The sequence below is a fragment of the Flavobacterium orientale genome (assembly GCF_014638005.1).
Classification (GTDB): domain Bacteria; phylum Bacteroidota; class Bacteroidia; order Flavobacteriales; family Flavobacteriaceae; genus Flavobacterium; species Flavobacterium orientale.
This window is the reverse complement of the sequence record NZ_BMFG01000005.1, coordinates 42,002-58,330: the sequence shown is the minus strand read 5'-3', so window position 1 is coordinate 58,330 and position 16,329 is coordinate 42,002. Positions and strand designations below refer to the sequence as shown.

The window sequence follows — 16,329 nt, the reverse complement described above, 5'->3', positions numbered from 1 at the left end:
AGTGATTAAAACACAGTAGTATTCGTTACTTTTATTGCTGTCACTTTCTTTACTACCATCAATTTCCCAGCTCCATCTATTGTTACCTTGAACTAGCAAGTTTACTCCTAACTTAGTTATTTTAAATTAGTATTTTAATTAGAGTAGGGGTACCACAAGGTGGGCTTTGGTATGGCTTATCTATAGCTTTTATACGCTATAAATACGCTATGACTACGCTATAAGTACGCTATAAGTACGATATATATAGGTTATTGACTTGTTTTATTGTTTTTTTAAAAAATTGACTAATTGTGTAATTGCCAAACCGCGGTGACTGATTTTTGATTTTTCTTCTAAAGTCATTTCTGCAAAGGTTCGATTATATCCATGAGGAATGAAAATGGGGTCGTAGCCGAAGCCTTGATTTCCTTTTTTTTCTGTGGTAATCGTTCCTTTGATACTACCTTCAAAAAGGTGTTGTTTGCCATCTATGTTCAGGCAAATGGTAGTTTTGAATTGTGCTTTTCGGTTTGTTTTATCGGAGAGGTTTACCAAAAGTTTATCCATGTTGTCATTTGCATCTCTTTGACTTCCGGCATAACGGGCGGAGTAAACACCTGGTTCGCCGTTGAGAGCTTCCACCTCAAGCCCTGTGTCATCAGCAAAACAATTTAAGTTGTAGTTTTGGGTAATGTAATTGGCTTTTTGAATGGCGTTGCCTTCGATAGTTTGGGCTGTTTCCGGAATTTCTTCGTTACAACCAATAGCTTCCAAACTTTGAAGGGTTATGGTTTTTGGTAAAAGTAGTTGTATTTCTTTTACTTTGTTGGGGTTGTTTGAGGCGAAAACGAGTTGCATTTTTGAGACGAAAGTAGTTAAATTTATTTAAAAAAGTAGAAGAAATTTTGGGATTTAAATGTTTCGAAATTATTTAGATTCTAACTTCTAGTTTCGGTTTTAATAGTGTGAGTAAGAGATTGAATCAAAATTTTAACATTTATAATCATTCTCAATGGCTAGATGCGTATTCAGAATTATCTGGTTGCTATAAAATTATTAAAAGTTGCTTTTGCTGTTGCACTTGTAAACAGTGCGGTATGACCTTGGCCTTGAATTTCGAGAAACTGATTGTTTTGGCAATTTGAACAATTTAAAACCTCTTGTTTGAAAATGGGCCAAGAATACATCTGAATAGGGGAATCGTTCAGTCCTTGAACAAAGAGAATATCAGATTTAAATCCACTAGTAAAATTTAAAAGCGATCGATCAAAATAGGCGTTTGGATTACTGTTTGTTGTTCCGAAGGTGTTTTTGAGTTGTGTGCAAACCAGGCTTGTTTGAATTTGACCATTTTCTTCCAGGCTGCATCGGTAGACCAGATTTAACGGACCGGGAGCATTGGCAATAACGCCATTGGTCTCATGCATTGTATTTAGTCGTGTTACTAAATAACCTCCTTGGGAATGACCTGCTAAAAATAGTTTACCTACGGTTATACCAAGTTCTTGATTGGCGTTGTTTTTTACCCATAGTAAAGCTGCTTCTGCTTGAAGTATGTTGTCACCTAGTAATAAATTTTCTTCGGGATATGCCACACTCACAAGCATCATATCGTTTCTGTTGAGAATGTTTTTAAAATTATTTAAGGTAGTATTGGCAGCATTGAGAATTGCACTGTCATAGGAAACAGTACCATGATACAGAATCAATACATCTACTTCATTATTTGTCGGTTTGTCAATGACAACATCAACATTCACGTCGTTATAAGAAATGCTTTTGGTTATTCTATAAGCGTCAGACGATGGATTGGGTGTTGCAATCGTATCGTCTTTTTGACAGGAAAGCAGGAATAAAGACAAAATGACGAGTAGTTTCATTTCATTAAAGTATTTGTATTTGACTTTTAAACTTGGAAATGGTTTAATTTACCATGGCCGTATTTTTTACTTTAAATAATACGATACAATCAAAGTAAGAGTTTCGTTAATTTATTTAAGAAGTCCGTAAAATCTTCTCCATTTTTTTGCCTTTGGCTAATTCATCAACCAGTTTGTCAAGATATCGCACTTGTTTAGTTAGAGGATTGTCAATTTCTTCAATTCGATAACCACAGATAACACCTTTAATCAAATTGGCCAAAGGGTTTAAATTTGCTCTGTTGAAGAAAGTTTCAAAAGTGACTTTTTCTTCAATCAATTCTTGTAGTTTTTTATCATCAAAACCGGTTAACCAAGTTATGACTTCGTGTAATTCTTCTTTTGTTCTGCCTTTGCCTTCCACTTTAGTAACGTAGTGCGGATAAACGGATGCAAAAGTCATTTTTGCCATTCGTTCGTTATGTTCGGGAGTTATTTTCATAGTATAAGATACTTGTTGTTTTGTTAGGTAATTTTGTTTCTAATAGACAAGTGTTTATTTTCAATAACTGTAATTTTAAAACAAAAGTAACGAAATAAGATTTTAGAATTCACCTTCTTTTTTATTTAAATAGTTTACTTTTGTAAGTAACGTTCAACTTATAAAGTCTCTTAATTTCAAAAATAGCGACCATGAGAAAGTCTAAATTAGATCTTTTTTTTCTAAAGCCCATCCAAAATTTTATTGAGAAAAAAACATCTGTTGGAATCGTTTTATTCCTCGCCGCGATGTTGGCAATGGTGGTGGCAAACTCAAGTCTATCTACTTATTATTTTTCATTTTTAGACAAGTATATTTCCTTTGGGGTGCATAATTTCCAAATTAAAAAAAACATTTTGCATTGGATTAATGACGGACTTATGTCGATGTTTTTCTTCCTAGTAGGTTTAGAGTTAAAACGTGAAATTTTAGAAGGTGAACTTTCTTCTTTTCGTGATTCGCTATTGCCTGCTTTTGCTGCTCTTGGTGGTATGTTGGTTCCGGCATTAATCTATACGCTAATCAATCATGGTACTCCCGGTGCTAATGGTTGGGGTATTCCGATGGCAACGGATATTGCTTTTGCTTTAGGGATATTATACTTACTTGGAGACAAGGTACCTTTATCACTAAAAGTATTTCTAACGGCTGTCGCTATTGTCGACGACATAGGAGCAATACTGGTCATTGCCCTATTTTATACAGAAGAAATTGCTGTTCAAAACCTGTACTTGGGAGCTTCATTCATGGTCTTCCTCATCATTGGAAATATATTAGGTATTAGAAATACGTTATACTATGCCCTTTTTGGCATCGGTGGGGTATGGCTAGCGATATTGCTTTCCGGAGTGCATGCTACCATTGCTGCCGTATTGGTGGCCTTTACGATACCCGCCAATCGCAAAGTACACACCGGACTCTTTTTGAGAAAGATTAGATTGATGGCCTTTAAAATTGGACATCAACACGATACTATGCCACTTAATAAAAGTAAACTCAGTTCCGAGATTGAGAAAATTACTTTGTTGACCTATGATGCTTCACCGCCTTTACATCGTTTAGAACACAGTTTCAATAGCTTTGTTAGTTTTGTGGTGTTACCTGTTTTCGCCTTCGCCAATGCCGGTGTTGTTCTAGGCTCTGATGTCTATCAACAACTCATGAGCTCTGTGACTTTGGGAGTGGTTAGCGGACTCATAGTTGGAAAAGTTGTTGGTATCACCTTGTTCACTTTCATTATGGTCAAGTTGCGTATTTGCCATTTGCCTCACGGGGTTGACTGGCCTAAGATAATGGGTGTGGGATTGCTTGCCGCTATTGGATTTACCATGTCAGTGTTCATCACAGATTTAGCATTCAAAGACGAACAGCTCATCAAACAAGCCAAACTCGGTATTTTGGCTGCGTCCTCGATAGCAGGAGTATTTGGGTATTATTTGTTGAAAGGAAACGGAAGGAAAGAAGTGGGGAGTTTGGAGTAGGGAGTGAATGGTACAAGTCCATTAACCGCCAGGGTAGGCTCTTTAAGGTTTTATATATTCCAGAGAAATCATATAGTAAGTAAAACAATGGTTTTTAAATAAACAAAAGCATAAGAGACCTATTTAAAACATGTGGAATATCAACAAATAAAATAAAAAAAAGCTGCCTTTTTTAAAGACAGCTTCTCCGTGTTTCTATTTATTTCTTATAAGTGAATCACTTCACCATAAGCATCTGCTACAGCTTCCATTACCGCTTCGCTCATCGTTGGATGAGGGTGAATGGCTTTTAATATTTCGTGACCTGTAGTTTCTAATTTACGAGCAACTACTGCTTCTGCAATCATATCGGTTACACCTGCTCCAATCATGTGGCAACCCAACCATTCGCCATATTTGGCATCAAAGATTACTTTCACAAAACCGTCAGGAGTTCCTGCTGCTTTTGCTTTTCCGGAAGCACTAAAAGGGAACTTTCCGATTTTCAATTCGTATCCTTTTTCTTTAGCTTGCTTTTCAGTCATTCCAACCGATGCAATTTCGGGAGTTGCATAGGTACAACCCGGAACGTTTCCGTAGTCGATAGGTTCAACATGCAAACCTTTTATTTTTTCTACACACAAGATTCCTTCTGCAGAAGCAACGTGAGCCAAGGCCTGTCCTGGTGTCACATCTCCAATAGCATAATAACCAGGAATATTGGTTTGACAATAATCGTTAACTAAGATTTTATCACGGTCGGTAGCAATACCCACGTCTTCTAAACCGATGTTTTCAATATTGGTTTTTATTCCTACTGCCGAAAGTAAAATGTCTGCTTCTAAAACCTCTTCTCCTTTGGCTGTTTTTACAAACGCTTTTACGCCTGAACCACTAGTGTCAATGCGTTCCACAGAGGAATTGGTCATTACTGTAATTCCTGATTTCTTCAACGAACGTTCAAATTGTTTGGAGATATCTTCATCTTCAACGGGAACTACATTGGGCATGAATTCAACGATGGTTACTTCTGTTCCCATAGCGTTATAAAAGCTGGCAAATTCAACCCCAATAGCACCTGAACCTACCACAATCATTTTTTTAGGTTGCGATGGCATTGTCATCGCTTGACGGTAACCAATTACCTTTTTACCGTCTTGAGGTAAGTTTGGCAATTCACGCGAACGGGCTCCGGTTGCAATAATGATGTGATCAGCACTGTATTCTGTTACTTTACCATCTGCAGCTGTAACCGCTACTTTTTTGCCAGGTTTTAATTTACCAAAACCTTCAATTACGTCAATTTTATTTTTTTTCATTAAAAACTGAACACCTTTGCTCATTCCGTCAGCGACATTGCGGCTTCGGTTGATTACGGCACCAAAATCTTTATCAAATGAAGCAACTGTTAATCCGTAATCAGAGGCATGTTTTAGGTATTCAAACACTTGAGCCGATTTTAAAAGAGCTTTGGTTGGAATACATCCCCAGTTCAAACAAACACCACCTAAGTTTTCTTTTTCAATAACGGCTACTTTGAAACCCAATTGCGAAGCACGAATGGCTGTTACATAACCACCGGGTCCACTACCTAAAACTATAATATCGTAGTTCATATTTTATATTTTTGCTAATTATCAGAATGCGAAATTAAGGATTAATTATGTCTTTAAAAAGTTTTTTTGTTGTCAGTTGTTTGAAGCTATCAAATGCTAAGCGTTTGTTTGTTTTGAAAGCTTATCCTCATTTTTTTCTAAAGTACTGTCACAAATTGCGAATCGTATAGGTTTTTGTAATAACCATTTTCTTTTTGCACTAATTCAAAATGAGTGCCTTGTTCTACAATCATTCCGGCATCCATTACAATGATTTGATTGGCATTTATAACAGTTGCTAATCGGTGTGCAATTATTATCGAGGTGCGTCCTTGGGTGATTCTTTCGGTCGCTTTTTGAATCAATTCCTCAGAATAGGTATCAATAGACGAAGTAGCTTCATCTAAAATTAAAATGCTAGGCTCACTCATGTATGCTCTTAAAAAGGCAATCAATTGTCGCTGACCGGATGATAGCATTACCCCGCGTTCTTTTACATTGTAATCATAACCATTTGGTAAGCTCATAATAAAGTCGTGAACGCCAATTTTTTGTGCAGCATCAATTACTTGTTCTTTTGTGATAGCAGGATTATAAAGTGTAATGTTGTTATAAATGGTATCGGCAAACAGAAATACATCTTGTAATACCACTGCAATTTGTTTCCTAAGCGAAGTCAATTCGAACGAATTGATGTTTTCACCATCAATTAAGATACTACCTTCGTCAATATCATAAAACCGATTGAGCAAATTGATGATGGTTGATTTTCCGGCTCCGGTGGCTCCAACAATGGCAATGGTTTGTCCGGCATTGATTTGAAGTGAAATGCCTTTTAGCACTTTTTCATTTTCGGTATAACCAAAATGTAAATTGTCTATAAGAATCTCGCCTTTAAAACGTGGAGTAGGTAGCGTACCTTCCTTTTGAATTTCTTTTGAAGTATCTAAAATGGCAAAAACCCTGTTGGCAGCAATCATCCCCATTTGTAGTTCATTAAATTTATCTGCAATTTGACGCAATGGGTTGAACAACATACTGATTAACATGGTATAGGTAAACAAATCTCCAATAGTTGTTTGCGAATCGCCACCAATCATGGCTAATCCACCATACCAGACTATCAAACCTAACGTAAATGAAGAAATAATATCAGCAATTGGAAAAAAAATAGAGTTGTACCACACCGTTTTTATCCACGCTTTATTGTGTTTATCATTGATGACTTTAAACTTTTCATATTCAATTTTTTCTCTTGAAAAAAGCTGTACAATCTTCATACCGGTTACACGTTCTTGAACAAAAGTGTTGAGGTTTGCCACTTGGGTTCTAACTTCTTCAAAAGCTCCTTTCATTTTAATTTGAAAAATTCGGGTAGCATAAACCAATAGCGGCATGGCCAGAATTACAATCATGGATAGCTTCCAATTCATGTAGAGCATAAAAGCCATGACTACAATCATTTTCAACACATCACTGATAATCATAAATAAACCTTGACTAAAAATTCGGGCAATGGCTTCCATATCAGAAACTGAACGGGTAACAAGTTGTCCGACGGGAGAATGATCAAAATAAGTCATTTTAAACCGCACAATGTGCTGAAATAATTTGGTTCGAATATCACGAACAATATCTTGTCCTAACCAATTGGCCCAATACACAAAATAAAATTGTGAAACCACCTCCAGTAACAATACAAATCCCATTAGAGAAATATAAAATAACAAGCCCGAAGCATCTTTAGTGTTGATGTAGCCGTCAACCGTTTCTTTTAATAAATAGGGGCGAAGGGCAGCGAAAATAGAAAGTGAAACAGCCCAAACCACTACGCTGTTAAAACGCCATTGATAAGGTTTGGAATACTCTAAAATCCGTTTGAATAAGGAAGTGTCAAAGGCTTTCATAGGTCACTTTTGTTTGGAATATATGGATAGTCAATTTTGGTTAAATACAAACCGTGAGCCGGAACTGAGAAACCAGCTTTACTTCTGTTCTTACTTTGAATAATGTTATGTAATTCTTCTACTTCAATTTTGCCTTGACCAATGTTTACTAAGGTTCCCACAATAGCCCGAACCATATTGCGAAGAAAACGATCGGCAGTAATTGTAAATTGTAAACTAGTATTGGTTTTCTTCCAATGGGCTTGTGTTATTTTGCAATTAAAAGTGAACACGTCGGTATTTGTTTTTGAAAAACATTCAAAATCGGTATAATTCATTAAAATAGCCGCTGCTAAATTCATTTTGTCAATATCCAACGGTTGTGCATAATACCAACTTAATTCGTTTATAAAAGCATCTTTAAAAGTATGAATATGGTATTCATAAGTTCTTGAAGTAGCATCAAAACGAGCATGAGCCTCATCAGCAACCGGGATTAAATCATAAATAACAATCGATTTTGGCAGGAAGGAGTTTAATTTAGGTAACCAAAAAGCAACCTCTAAGGTCGCATCATAATCAAAATGAGCCAACATTTGTTTGGCATGAACGCCGCTATCCGTTCTACCGGCACCAACAATTGCTATTGGTGTTTTTAGCAACAACGAAAGTGCTTTTTCTAAAGTCTCCTGAACGGTAACAGCGTTGGGTTGCGATTGCCACCCGTTAAAGTTACTTCCGTTATATGCTAATTGAATAAAGTACCTCATAATCAAAAAGCAAAGATAGCGGAAATGAAGAATTTACTTGATGGCATGACTATAATTTTGCGTTAAACTTTTTAACTGTTTTGAAATGGTTTATTTTTGTGAAAAATTAGTTATTTTGAAAAAGATTCTTTTGTTGTCTGACACTCATAGTCACATAGATGAAGCCATGATTAAACATATCAATTGGGCAGATGAAGTATGGCATGCCGGAGATATTGGCGATTTAGAGGTTACGGATACTATAAAATATTTAAAACCTTTGCGTGCCGTTTACGGCAACATTGATACTAAGGAAGCTAGAATGGAATTTCCACTTCACAATCGATTTTTATGTGAAGAAGTGGCGGTTTGGATTACCCATATTGGTGGTTATCCGGGAAGGTATAATCCGGCAGTGTTGAAGGAGTTGCAAACGAATCCGCCAAAACTATTTATTTGTGGTCATTCCCATATTTTGAAAGTGCAGTTTGATTCAAAGCACAATTTATTACATATGAATCCGGGAGCTGTCGGAAAACACGGATTTCATACTGTTCGTACAATGTTACGATTCGTGATAGATAAAGAAGCGATAAAAAACTTAGAAATAATTGAAATCAAACGGGAGTAGTCATTGGTAGTGGCACTTTTATATCAACAGTTGTTCCCTCTTTATTTTTTGAGGTAATTTGAATTTTACCTTTTAAACCTTTGATGCGTGATTTAATTTGTGTTAAACCAAATCCATCAGATGTTATCGACTTTGTAGTGTCAAAACCTTTGCCATTGTCTTTTAAATTAATAAGCAATTGATTTTTATTTTCTTCTAAGATTAAGTTGGCTTCTGAAGCTTTACTATGTTTAATGATGTTGTTAAACAATTCTGTTACAATGAAATATATTTTTATTTCAAAATCAGTATTGTATTTTTTTTGAGTGGAAAGTTCTGTTATTAAATGAAATTGAATTGCAGAATTCGAATTTTTTTCACACAAATCCTGTAAAGCATAAACCAATCCTAATTTAGCCAAGACCGGAGGTACAAGTTCATGAGACAAATCTCGAACTCTATCGTGAGCATCTTTTAAAAGTGATCGTGCTTTACGAATTTCTTCGGCAGGTTCTTCGGTTTTATTGGCAATGTAAGCTGACAAATGCAATCCGGCAGATGACAGTAAAGCACTAATATTATCATGTAGTGTTTCTGCTAATTTTTTGCGTTCCAACTCTTGACCATCGATAGAAGCATTGATAATGTTTTCTTGAATATTGCTATCAATTTCCTTTAATTTGTTACGTTGTTTGAGTTGTAAATTTTGATAAAAAAAGTAGAATAAAATACAGCTAAAAGCAAAAAGGGAGGCAAAAACTATTATAATTTTTTTGTTTCTTGATTGCTTTTCCTGCATGTTTTTGCTTATTTGGTCAAACTCATTTTCGAGTTTTTTAATTTGATATCGGGTTTCCACTTTTTTAACCGCATCGTTAATGTCGGTGTTGATTACTTTATCTTTCAGTTCATAAGCAATATTCAAATACGTATTGGCTTGTTGGTAATCTTTTAAATTCTCATATGCATAAGTTAAATTAAGATAAACATCTACCAGTTCGTTATCTGTCATCTCTTTTTCAAACTTATCTAATGTTTCATGGTAATAGTCTGCACCGCGTTTGAAATCTTCTTCGTGAACCATATAATAATAACCCAAATTGCTTAAGGCAGAAATTTTCAATTCTATTGAATTGCCTTTCATTGAAGTTGTATAGCAAGAGTCTAAATATTTTTTGGCCATATCATATTGATTTTTCATCGAATAATAGGCGAAATGATTGTTGTAACTGGAAGCTAAACCTGCATTCTTTTTATGTATTTTGTCCAATGCAAATTTCTTTTTCATGTAGTAATAGGAACTATCAAGATTGGTATATATATGTAATCGGAATAAATTCTGATATGCATTTTTTAGGCGAATCGAGTCATTGATTTCTTTTGCCAGTTTCATTCCTTTGTGATAGCTTTTCAGCGACATTGTGGTATCTCTGATGATAGAATACTTTCTACCTAACTCTAAATACAGTTCTGAAATAGGAATTGTTGCCTTGTTTTTTTCTATGTGTATAATTGCCTCGTAAATTATTTGAATTGCTTTATCATTTTCATTTAGTTTAGTAAAAATATTGGATTTCTTTATACTTGTTTCTTTGAGTTTTTTGAATTGTTTTGTTTTAATGTATAGGTCTGTTTTTTTTTTTGCATAGTTTAGCCCTTTGATTAATTCATTATGCTCTATGTAATAGTCAATAGAATCTTTTGTTGCATTTTGAGCCAAAACAAAATTGCAACTTAAAAACAACACTATATAAAGAACCACAATTTTCATCATTCAATTGTAGCTATACGAATAACGGGCTTAACTTTTCGATCCACTAAATTGACTTGATAATCTTGTTGATCAAAGCTGATAACAATGTTGCCTTCATAAGCTCTGGAGTCAAAAATGTGCGTGTTATAAGTTGAAGACGGACTTGTTGCCGGTGGGATTAAAGTAACAATAATATTATAACTCCCTCTGGAGTCATCTTCTAAAACAAAGTCACAGTTATCCGGAATGTCGAAAATTACAGCGTATTCTTCAGTAGAGATTCTTTCAATATTAATTTTGCCTACTAGTTCCATTTGTATAGTTGTTTAAGGGTTTATCAGGTTGTGTTTCAAAGCGTATTTTACTAAACCTATAGTGTTTTTTACATTGAGTTTTTTTATTAAATTTTTTCTATGTGTCTCCACGGTACTAGCACTAATAAAAAGTTCTTCCCCAATTTCTTTCCCACTGTATTCTTGTGAAATAAGTTTCAAAATTTCAATTTCTCGGTTTGTTAAGGGCACACCTAACATTGAATTAGAGTCTCCATTGTTAGTCATAGAATTTACAATTTTATCTCTAATGTTTTGGGAATAATAAGGAGTTCCATTTGCTACAGTAGTTATAGCTTCAATAATATTCTCTCCGGCACATTCTTTAGATAAATAGCCACTGGCTCCAAGTTTGATAACTTCTTTAACGAGTTTATAATCATCATAACTTGATAATACGATAACCTTACAACAATATCCTTTAACCGAAAATTCTTTTAATACTTCAATGCCGTCGCGGATTGGCATGTTGATATCCATAATTAATATATCCGCTTTTACGGCACACACTTTTTCAATAATATCTTCACCGTTTAAAGCATGTCCAACTACTTCAAATAGTGCATTTGTTTTTAAAACAGCCAACATTCCATCAATCAATACTTGATGATCGTCTGCTAGATAAATTTTTATTTTGGGTTCCATATTGATTTTAACAAATCAAATGTAAAGAAATAAATACAAATTGTAAAATATTATTAGAAATTGTTTAATTTATGTAAAACAACAAAAAAACCCGAACCATTGGTTCGGGTTTCTTACGCACTATAATAAACTAAGTTTATAGGTTTATCTAATTCTGTTCGAAGATTTTACGAGCTTTTCATCCTTTTTAATAGCATTGTTGGCCAATGCCAGAACTACGATAGAAAGAACAGGAAGACCTAACCCAATACCCTTCTCAGATATATCAATATCTCCGGATACATTTAACGAATAGAATAACAATAATCCTAATAAAATTAAATTTAATACTATATTTAATAAGCAAAGAACCGACTGAATGCGTCTTTTCTTATATAAATTAATGGCAATAACTGATAAAACAGCACTAAATATAAAAAGTATGGCAATACCTAAGAAATTGTCAAAGTAAATAGGAAACCTATTAGAATCATGCCACAAAGGCAAGAAAAAAGGCAATATTCCTGAACTGATAATAGCCGCAATTAGATAAACTGTTTGAATTCTTTGAAACATTATAAAATATTAATGCACAAAAATAATTTTTCTTTTTAAATTGAACTATTGTTTAGTAAAAAAAATAGTTGTATTATTGCCTTGTATTTCCGAATGCCCCTAAACCTTCGGCATATTTTCAATAAAATTACACTTCACATTTTACCGAAAAAATTAATTTAAATTTTAAAAAACATACATGTTTCAAATTTCTGCTTTAAAAGAAATGAAGCTTGCTGAGCTTCAAGAAATAGCCAAAATTGCCAATATCAAGTTTAACGGAGTCAAAAAAGACGAATTAATTAAAAATATTGTTAGCAAACAGGAAGCTGCTGTGTCTGTGGAAGAAACTCCTTCTGAAGACCTCTTAAAACTAAAATCCAAACGCAATAGAATTGTTCCCAATAAGGAGGTAAAAGCACCAGATGAAAAAGTGACCATAGCTGAGGATATCAATGAAGCGTCTGTTGATGTAAAAGAAACTAAACAGGAAGAACAAACTCAACCGTTTGAAAAAAGAATAAAGCCAAAATTTGAAAAACGAAAACAGGAACCTTCTCAAGAAACTTTGTTTCAAGAAACGCCCGCAACTGAACAATCAATAGAAATTCCAATTGATCCAACGGAACCAATTCAACCTTCAGAAAACGCTCCTGCCAAAAATCAGAACCCACAGCAATTTCAAAAAAATCAAAACGGCAACGGGAATCAACACCCCAATCAAAAAAATAAAAAACCAAACTTTAGAGATGCTGATTATGAATTTGACGGCATCATTGAAAGTGAAGGTGTTTTAGAAATGATGCCTGATGGTTATGGTTTTTTACGTTCTTCAGATTATAATTATTTAGCTTCTCCGGATGATATTTATTTATCAACTTCTCAAATCCGTTTATTTGGATTAAAAACCGGAGATACTGTAAAAGGAGTAGTTAGACCTCCTAAGGAAGGTGAGAAATTTTTTCCATTGGTAAAAGTTTTAAAAATAAACGGACATGACCCTCAAGTGGTTCGTGATCGAATTTCCTTTGAACATTTGACTCCGGTTTTCCCGGATGAAAAATTTAAACTAGCGGAAAAGCAAGCTACCATTTCAACCCGAATTATCGATTTGTTTTCTCCGATTGGAAAAGGACAACGCGGTATGATTGTAGCTCAACCAAAGACAGGTAAAACGATGTTATTAAAGGATATTGCCAACACTATTGCTGCTAATCATCCTGAAGTTTACTTAATTGTATTGCTGATTGACGAACGTCCTGAAGAGGTTACCGATATGCAACGAAATGTTAGAGGTGAAGTTATTGCTTCCACTTTTGATGAGCCTGCTGACCGCCATGTAAAAGTGGCAAACATTGTGCTTGAAAAAGCAAAACGTTTGGTGGAATGTGGTCATGATGTTGTGATTTTATTGGATTCCATTACACGATTAGCCAGAGCCTATAACACCGTTCAACCTGCATCAGGTAAGGTGTTGAGTGGTGGTGTTGATGCCAACGCGTTACAAAAACCAAAACGTTTCTTTGGAGCGGCTCGAAATATCGAGAATGGCGGTTCGCTGAGTATTATTGCAACAGCTTTAACAGAAACCGGTTCGAAAATGGACGAGGTCATCTTTGAAGAATTTAAAGGTACCGGTAATATGGAGTTGCAGTTGGATCGTAAAATTTCTAACAAACGAATATTCCCAGCAATTGATTTAACGTCGTCTAGTACCCGTAGAGATGATTTACTTTTAGATAGTAACACTATTCACAGAATGTGGATTATGCGAAAATATTTAGCAGATATGAATCCGGTAGAAGCGATGGATTTTATCAATGATCGCTTTAAGAAAACCAGAAATAATGAAGAATTTTTAATCTCCATGAACGATTAATAAAAAAGTCCCTTAGTTGGGACTTTTTTTATGGAATTAGTATATCAAAACAGAAACTTCAAAAAGGTTTTTAAGAAAAAGCAGGTTTACATGAAAATAATGGAATTGGTAAACTGCGACTTTTAAAATAATTCATCACAAGCTATTTTTTGTTCTCAAGATATTGACTATTTTTGCCCATGCAACACAATGTACTAATTTTAGATTTCGGTTCGCAATACACACAACTTATTGCGAGAAGAGTGCGGGAATTAAATATTTTCTGCGAAATTTTTCCTTATAACAACATTCCAACAGATTTATCTTCTTTTAAAGCTACGATTTTATCGGGAAGTCCATTCTCTGTTCGAGCTGAAGATGCTCCACATCCTGATTTATCGCAAATTAGAGGTAAAATGCCTTTATTGGCGGTTTGTTATGGTGCTCAATATTTAGCTCATTTTGATGGTGGCGAAGTAGCTCCTTCCAATACCAGAGAGTATGGAAGAGCTAATTTGAGTTTTGTAAAAGATGACGAACATTTCTTTGACGAAGTAGCTTTAAACAGCCAAGTTTGGATGAGTCATAGTGATACCATCAAAAAACTTCCAACAAACGGGGTTTTACTGGCAAGTACAAAAGACGTTGAAAATGCCGCGTACCGAATTGAAGGTGAGAATACTTATGCCATACAATTTCATCCGGAAGTCTATCATTCTATTGACGGAAAGCAAATTTTGGAAAACTTCTTGGTTAAAATTGCAGAAGTACCACAGAATTTTACGCCCAATGCTTTCGTTGAAGAAATTGTAGCTGAGTTAAAAGAAAAATTACAAAATGACAGAGTAGTTTTAGGATTGTCCGGTGGGGTAGATTCTACAGTTGCTGCTGTTTTATTGAATAAAGCCATAGGACCTAATTTGTATTGTATTTTTGTGAATAACGGATTACTTCGTAAAAATGAATTCCAAAACGTATTAGATCAATACAAAGGAATGGGGTTAAATGTAAAAGGAGTAGATGCGGCAGATCGCTTTTTAGATCAGCTTGAAAACATTGACGAACCTGAAGCTAAGCGAAAAGCAATTGGAAGAGTATTTATTGAAGTATTTGATGATGAAGCTCACCAAATTGAAGAAGTAAAATGGTTGGCTCAAGGTACAATTTATCCTGATGTTATTGAATCGGTTTCGGTAAAAGGACCATCAGCAACTATAAAATCACACCATAATGTTGGCGGATTACCAGATTTTATGAAACTTAAAGTGGTTGAACCGCTACGAATGCTTTTTAAAGATGAAGTGCGTCGAGTTGGAAAAACTTTAGGAATTGACGATGAATTATTGGGAAGACATCCATTCCCAGGACCAGGTTTATCTATCCGAATTTTAGGTGCAATTACAAAAGAAAAAGTTCGTATATTGCAAGAAGTTGATGCTATTTTTATTGAAGGTTTAAAGTCGCACGGATTGTATGATCAAGTATGGCAAGCAGGAGCTATTTTGCTCCCTGTCAATAGTGTAGGTGTAATGGGAGATGAGCGTACCTATGAAAAAGTAGTTGCTTTACGAGCCGTAGAATCAACCGATGGGATGACGGCAGATTGGGTACATTTACCGTACTCGTTTTTGATGACCATTTCAAACGAAATTATAAATAAAGTAAGAGGAGTAAATCGCGTGGTTTATGATATTAGTTCAAAACCACCCGCCACTATAGAATGGGAATAAAACTAGTTTAGACGTTACTAAATTTTAGTTGTATTTCTTATGTTTAAGTTTTTACCATTAAATTTTGTAGGGTTGTTATGAAACAGTTTTTATTTCTTTTCGTCCTAAGTTTTCATTTGTCCTTTAGCCAGGCAACACAAGATAATGGTGTATTGTCTTCTATTCATCATGTCGTAGCTAACGGAGAAACGATTCTAAAAATAGCAACCGATTATTCGGTAGATCCCTCTGTTATTTACCGTGAAAATCGTTTTGCAATTGAAGGTGTTTCGGAAGGTATGGAATTGAAATTTTCAGGCTATAAAAAAATAAAAACTCCTAAAAGTATCACTGTTGTATCTGAACCTATAAAATCCACTGAAAGGATTGAAACTAAAATACCAATTAGTACTGAAAAAGAGGTGGAAGTGGTAAAAACATCAATTCCAGAAGTTCGTACTGCTGCCATCAAACACAAAGTAAAGACCGGAGAAACTTTATACGGACTTTCTAAACAATACCAAGTAACCGTTACAGCTCTTCAACAAAATAATTCGGAACTTTTAAAAAAAGGATTACAAATTGGACAAATCATTACAATTCCTTCAAATGGCACAGTTATTGAAAAACCAATTGAAGTGCCAAAAAATATCTTAATAAAACATACTGTACAACCAAAAGAAACGTTATATGGTTTGTCTAAAAGATATGGTGTAACCGTTGCCGAGATTCAATCATTAAATGAAAAAACGTTGCGGAATGGTTTGCAAATAGGTCAAGTTATTTTAATTCAAACCAATTGATTAAAGACCCTTT

General features: G+C 34.7%; 15 protein-coding genes. 5 read left to right on the top strand and 10 right to left on the bottom strand.

Annotated features, from left to right (window positions below):
- Positions 1 to 264: 264 nt before the first annotated feature.
- The 3 genes from IEV15_RS07780 to IEV15_RS07770 all read right to left on the bottom strand — a co-directional run bounded on the left by IEV15_RS07780 (position 265) and on the right by IEV15_RS07770 (position 2,343).
- The gene (locus IEV15_RS07780; protein ID WP_188361959.1) at positions 265 to 840 is read right to left on the bottom strand and encodes a non-canonical purine NTP diphosphatase; all 576 of its coding nucleotides are present in this window, start codon (positions 838 to 840) and stop codon (positions 265 to 267) included.
- 176 nt (positions 841 to 1,016) lie between these two features.
- A complete protein-coding gene (locus tag IEV15_RS07775; protein WP_188361958.1) occupies positions 1,017 to 1,862 on the bottom strand; it encodes an alpha/beta hydrolase family protein in 846 nt (281 codons plus the stop codon).
- Positions 1,863 to 1,977: 115 nt separating this feature from the next.
- A complete protein-coding gene (locus IEV15_RS07770) occupies positions 1,978 to 2,343 on the bottom strand; it encodes a DUF2200 domain-containing protein (RefSeq protein ID WP_188361957.1) in 366 nt (121 codons plus the stop codon).
- A 191-nt stretch (positions 2,344 to 2,534) separates the two neighbouring features.
- Between IEV15_RS07770 and nhaA the strand changes: the two genes are divergently transcribed.
- Positions 2,535 to 3,863 (top strand): Na+/H+ antiporter NhaA, encoded by a 1,329-nt coding sequence (gene nhaA, locus IEV15_RS07765; protein WP_188361956.1) that lies wholly within the window; start codon positions 2,535 to 2,537, stop codon positions 3,861 to 3,863.
- 206 nt (positions 3,864 to 4,069) lie between these two features.
- On the opposite strand, the gene lpdA is transcribed toward nhaA, so the two are convergent.
- The 3 genes from lpdA to truA form a co-directional block, all read right to left on the bottom strand.
- Positions 4,070 to 5,458 (bottom strand): dihydrolipoyl dehydrogenase, encoded by a 1,389-nt coding sequence (lpdA, locus tag IEV15_RS07760; RefSeq protein ID WP_188361955.1) that lies wholly within the window; start codon positions 5,456 to 5,458, stop codon positions 4,070 to 4,072.
- 137 nt (positions 5,459 to 5,595) lie between these two features.
- A complete protein-coding gene (locus tag IEV15_RS07755; RefSeq protein WP_188361954.1) occupies positions 5,596 to 7,344 on the bottom strand; it encodes an ABC transporter ATP-binding protein in 1,749 nt (582 codons plus the stop codon).
- A complete protein-coding gene (gene truA, locus IEV15_RS07750; protein ID WP_188361953.1) occupies positions 7,341 to 8,093 on the bottom strand; it encodes a tRNA pseudouridine(38-40) synthase TruA in 753 nt (250 codons plus the stop codon). Before truA ends, IEV15_RS07755 begins: the two co-directional genes overlap by 4 nt.
- 115 nt (positions 8,094 to 8,208) lie before the next feature.
- On the opposite strand from truA, the gene IEV15_RS07745 reads away from it, so the two are divergent.
- A complete protein-coding gene (locus IEV15_RS07745) occupies positions 8,209 to 8,703 on the top strand; it encodes a metallophosphoesterase family protein (RefSeq protein ID WP_188361952.1) in 495 nt (164 codons plus the stop codon).
- Here IEV15_RS07745 and IEV15_RS07740 read toward each other — a convergent pair.
- The 4 genes from IEV15_RS07740 to IEV15_RS07725 all read right to left on the bottom strand — a co-directional run bounded on the left by IEV15_RS07740 (position 8,690) and on the right by IEV15_RS07725 (position 11,967).
- On the bottom strand, positions 8,690 to 10,456 hold the full coding sequence (locus IEV15_RS07740) for a tetratricopeptide repeat-containing sensor histidine kinase (protein WP_188361951.1): 1,767 nt from the start codon (positions 10,454 to 10,456) through the stop codon (positions 8,690 to 8,692). The two genes, IEV15_RS07745 and IEV15_RS07740, sit on opposite strands and share 14 nt — an antisense overlap.
- Entirely contained in the window at positions 10,453 to 10,749 is a 297-nt protein-coding gene (locus IEV15_RS07735) for a hypothetical protein (protein ID WP_188361950.1), read from the bottom strand. Before IEV15_RS07735 ends, IEV15_RS07740 begins: the two co-directional genes overlap by 4 nt.
- Before the next feature lie 12 nt (positions 10,750 to 10,761).
- Positions 10,762 to 11,412, bottom strand: coding sequence for a response regulator (locus IEV15_RS07730; protein ID WP_188361949.1), 651 nt, complete (start codon positions 11,410 to 11,412; stop codon positions 10,762 to 10,764).
- Between the two features lie 144 nt (positions 11,413 to 11,556).
- Positions 11,557 to 11,967: a DUF4293 domain-containing protein gene (locus IEV15_RS07725; protein ID WP_188361948.1), complete on the bottom strand. Its 411-nt coding sequence runs from the start codon at positions 11,965 to 11,967 to the stop codon at positions 11,557 to 11,559.
- A gap of 178 nt (positions 11,968 to 12,145) precedes the next feature.
- On the opposite strand from IEV15_RS07725, the gene rho reads away from it, so the two are divergent.
- From rho to IEV15_RS07710, 3 genes are all read left to right on the top strand, one after another.
- Positions 12,146 to 13,825: a transcription termination factor Rho gene (gene rho / locus IEV15_RS07720; protein ID WP_188361947.1), complete on the top strand. Its 1,680-nt coding sequence runs from the start codon at positions 12,146 to 12,148 to the stop codon at positions 13,823 to 13,825.
- A 179-nt stretch (positions 13,826 to 14,004) separates the two neighbouring features.
- The gene (guaA, locus tag IEV15_RS07715) at positions 14,005 to 15,534 is read left to right on the top strand and encodes a glutamine-hydrolyzing GMP synthase (protein ID WP_188361946.1); all 1,530 of its coding nucleotides are present in this window, start codon (positions 14,005 to 14,007) and stop codon (positions 15,532 to 15,534) included.
- Between the two features lie 77 nt (positions 15,535 to 15,611).
- On the top strand, positions 15,612 to 16,316 hold the full coding sequence (locus IEV15_RS07710; protein WP_188361945.1) for a LysM peptidoglycan-binding domain-containing protein: 705 nt from the start codon (positions 15,612 to 15,614) through the stop codon (positions 16,314 to 16,316).
- Positions 16,317 to 16,329: the final 13 nt, after the last annotated feature.

Coding starts and splice junctions, on each gene's coding strand:
- IEV15_RS07780 (WP_188361959.1), bottom strand. CDS start 840: ATGCAACTCGTTTTCGCCTCAAACAACCCCAACAAAGTAAAAGAAATA.
- IEV15_RS07775 (WP_188361958.1), bottom strand. CDS start 1,862: ATGAAACTACTCGTCATTTTGTCTTTATTCCTGCTTTCCTGTCAAAAA.
- IEV15_RS07770 (WP_188361957.1), bottom strand. CDS start 2,343: ATGAAAATAACTCCCGAACATAACGAACGAATGGCAAAAATGACTTTT.
- nhaA (WP_188361956.1), top strand. CDS start 2,535: ATGAGAAAGTCTAAATTAGATCTTTTTTTTCTAAAGCCCATCCAAAAT.
- lpdA (WP_188361955.1), bottom strand. CDS start 5,458: ATGAACTACGATATTATAGTTTTAGGTAGTGGACCCGGTGGTTATGTA.
- IEV15_RS07755 (WP_188361954.1), bottom strand. CDS start 7,344: ATGAAAGCCTTTGACACTTCCTTATTCAAACGGATTTTAGAGTATTCC.
- truA (WP_188361953.1), bottom strand. CDS start 8,093: ATGAGGTACTTTATTCAATTAGCATATAACGGAAGTAACTTTAACGGG.
- IEV15_RS07740 (WP_188361951.1), bottom strand. CDS start 10,456: ATGATGAAAATTGTGGTTCTTTATATAGTGTTGTTTTTAAGTTGCAAT.
- IEV15_RS07735 (WP_188361950.1), bottom strand. CDS start 10,749: ATGGAACTAGTAGGCAAAATTAATATTGAAAGAATCTCTACTGAAGAA.
- IEV15_RS07730 (WP_188361949.1), bottom strand. CDS start 11,412: ATGGAACCCAAAATAAAAATTTATCTAGCAGACGATCATCAAGTATTG.
- IEV15_RS07725 (WP_188361948.1), bottom strand. CDS start 11,967: ATGTTTCAAAGAATTCAAACAGTTTATCTAATTGCGGCTATTATCAGT.
- rho (WP_188361947.1), top strand. CDS start 12,146: ATGTTTCAAATTTCTGCTTTAAAAGAAATGAAGCTTGCTGAGCTTCAA.
- guaA (WP_188361946.1), top strand. CDS start 14,005: ATGCAACACAATGTACTAATTTTAGATTTCGGTTCGCAATACACACAA.
- IEV15_RS07710 (WP_188361945.1), top strand. CDS start 15,612: ATGAAACAGTTTTTATTTCTTTTCGTCCTAAGTTTTCATTTGTCCTTT.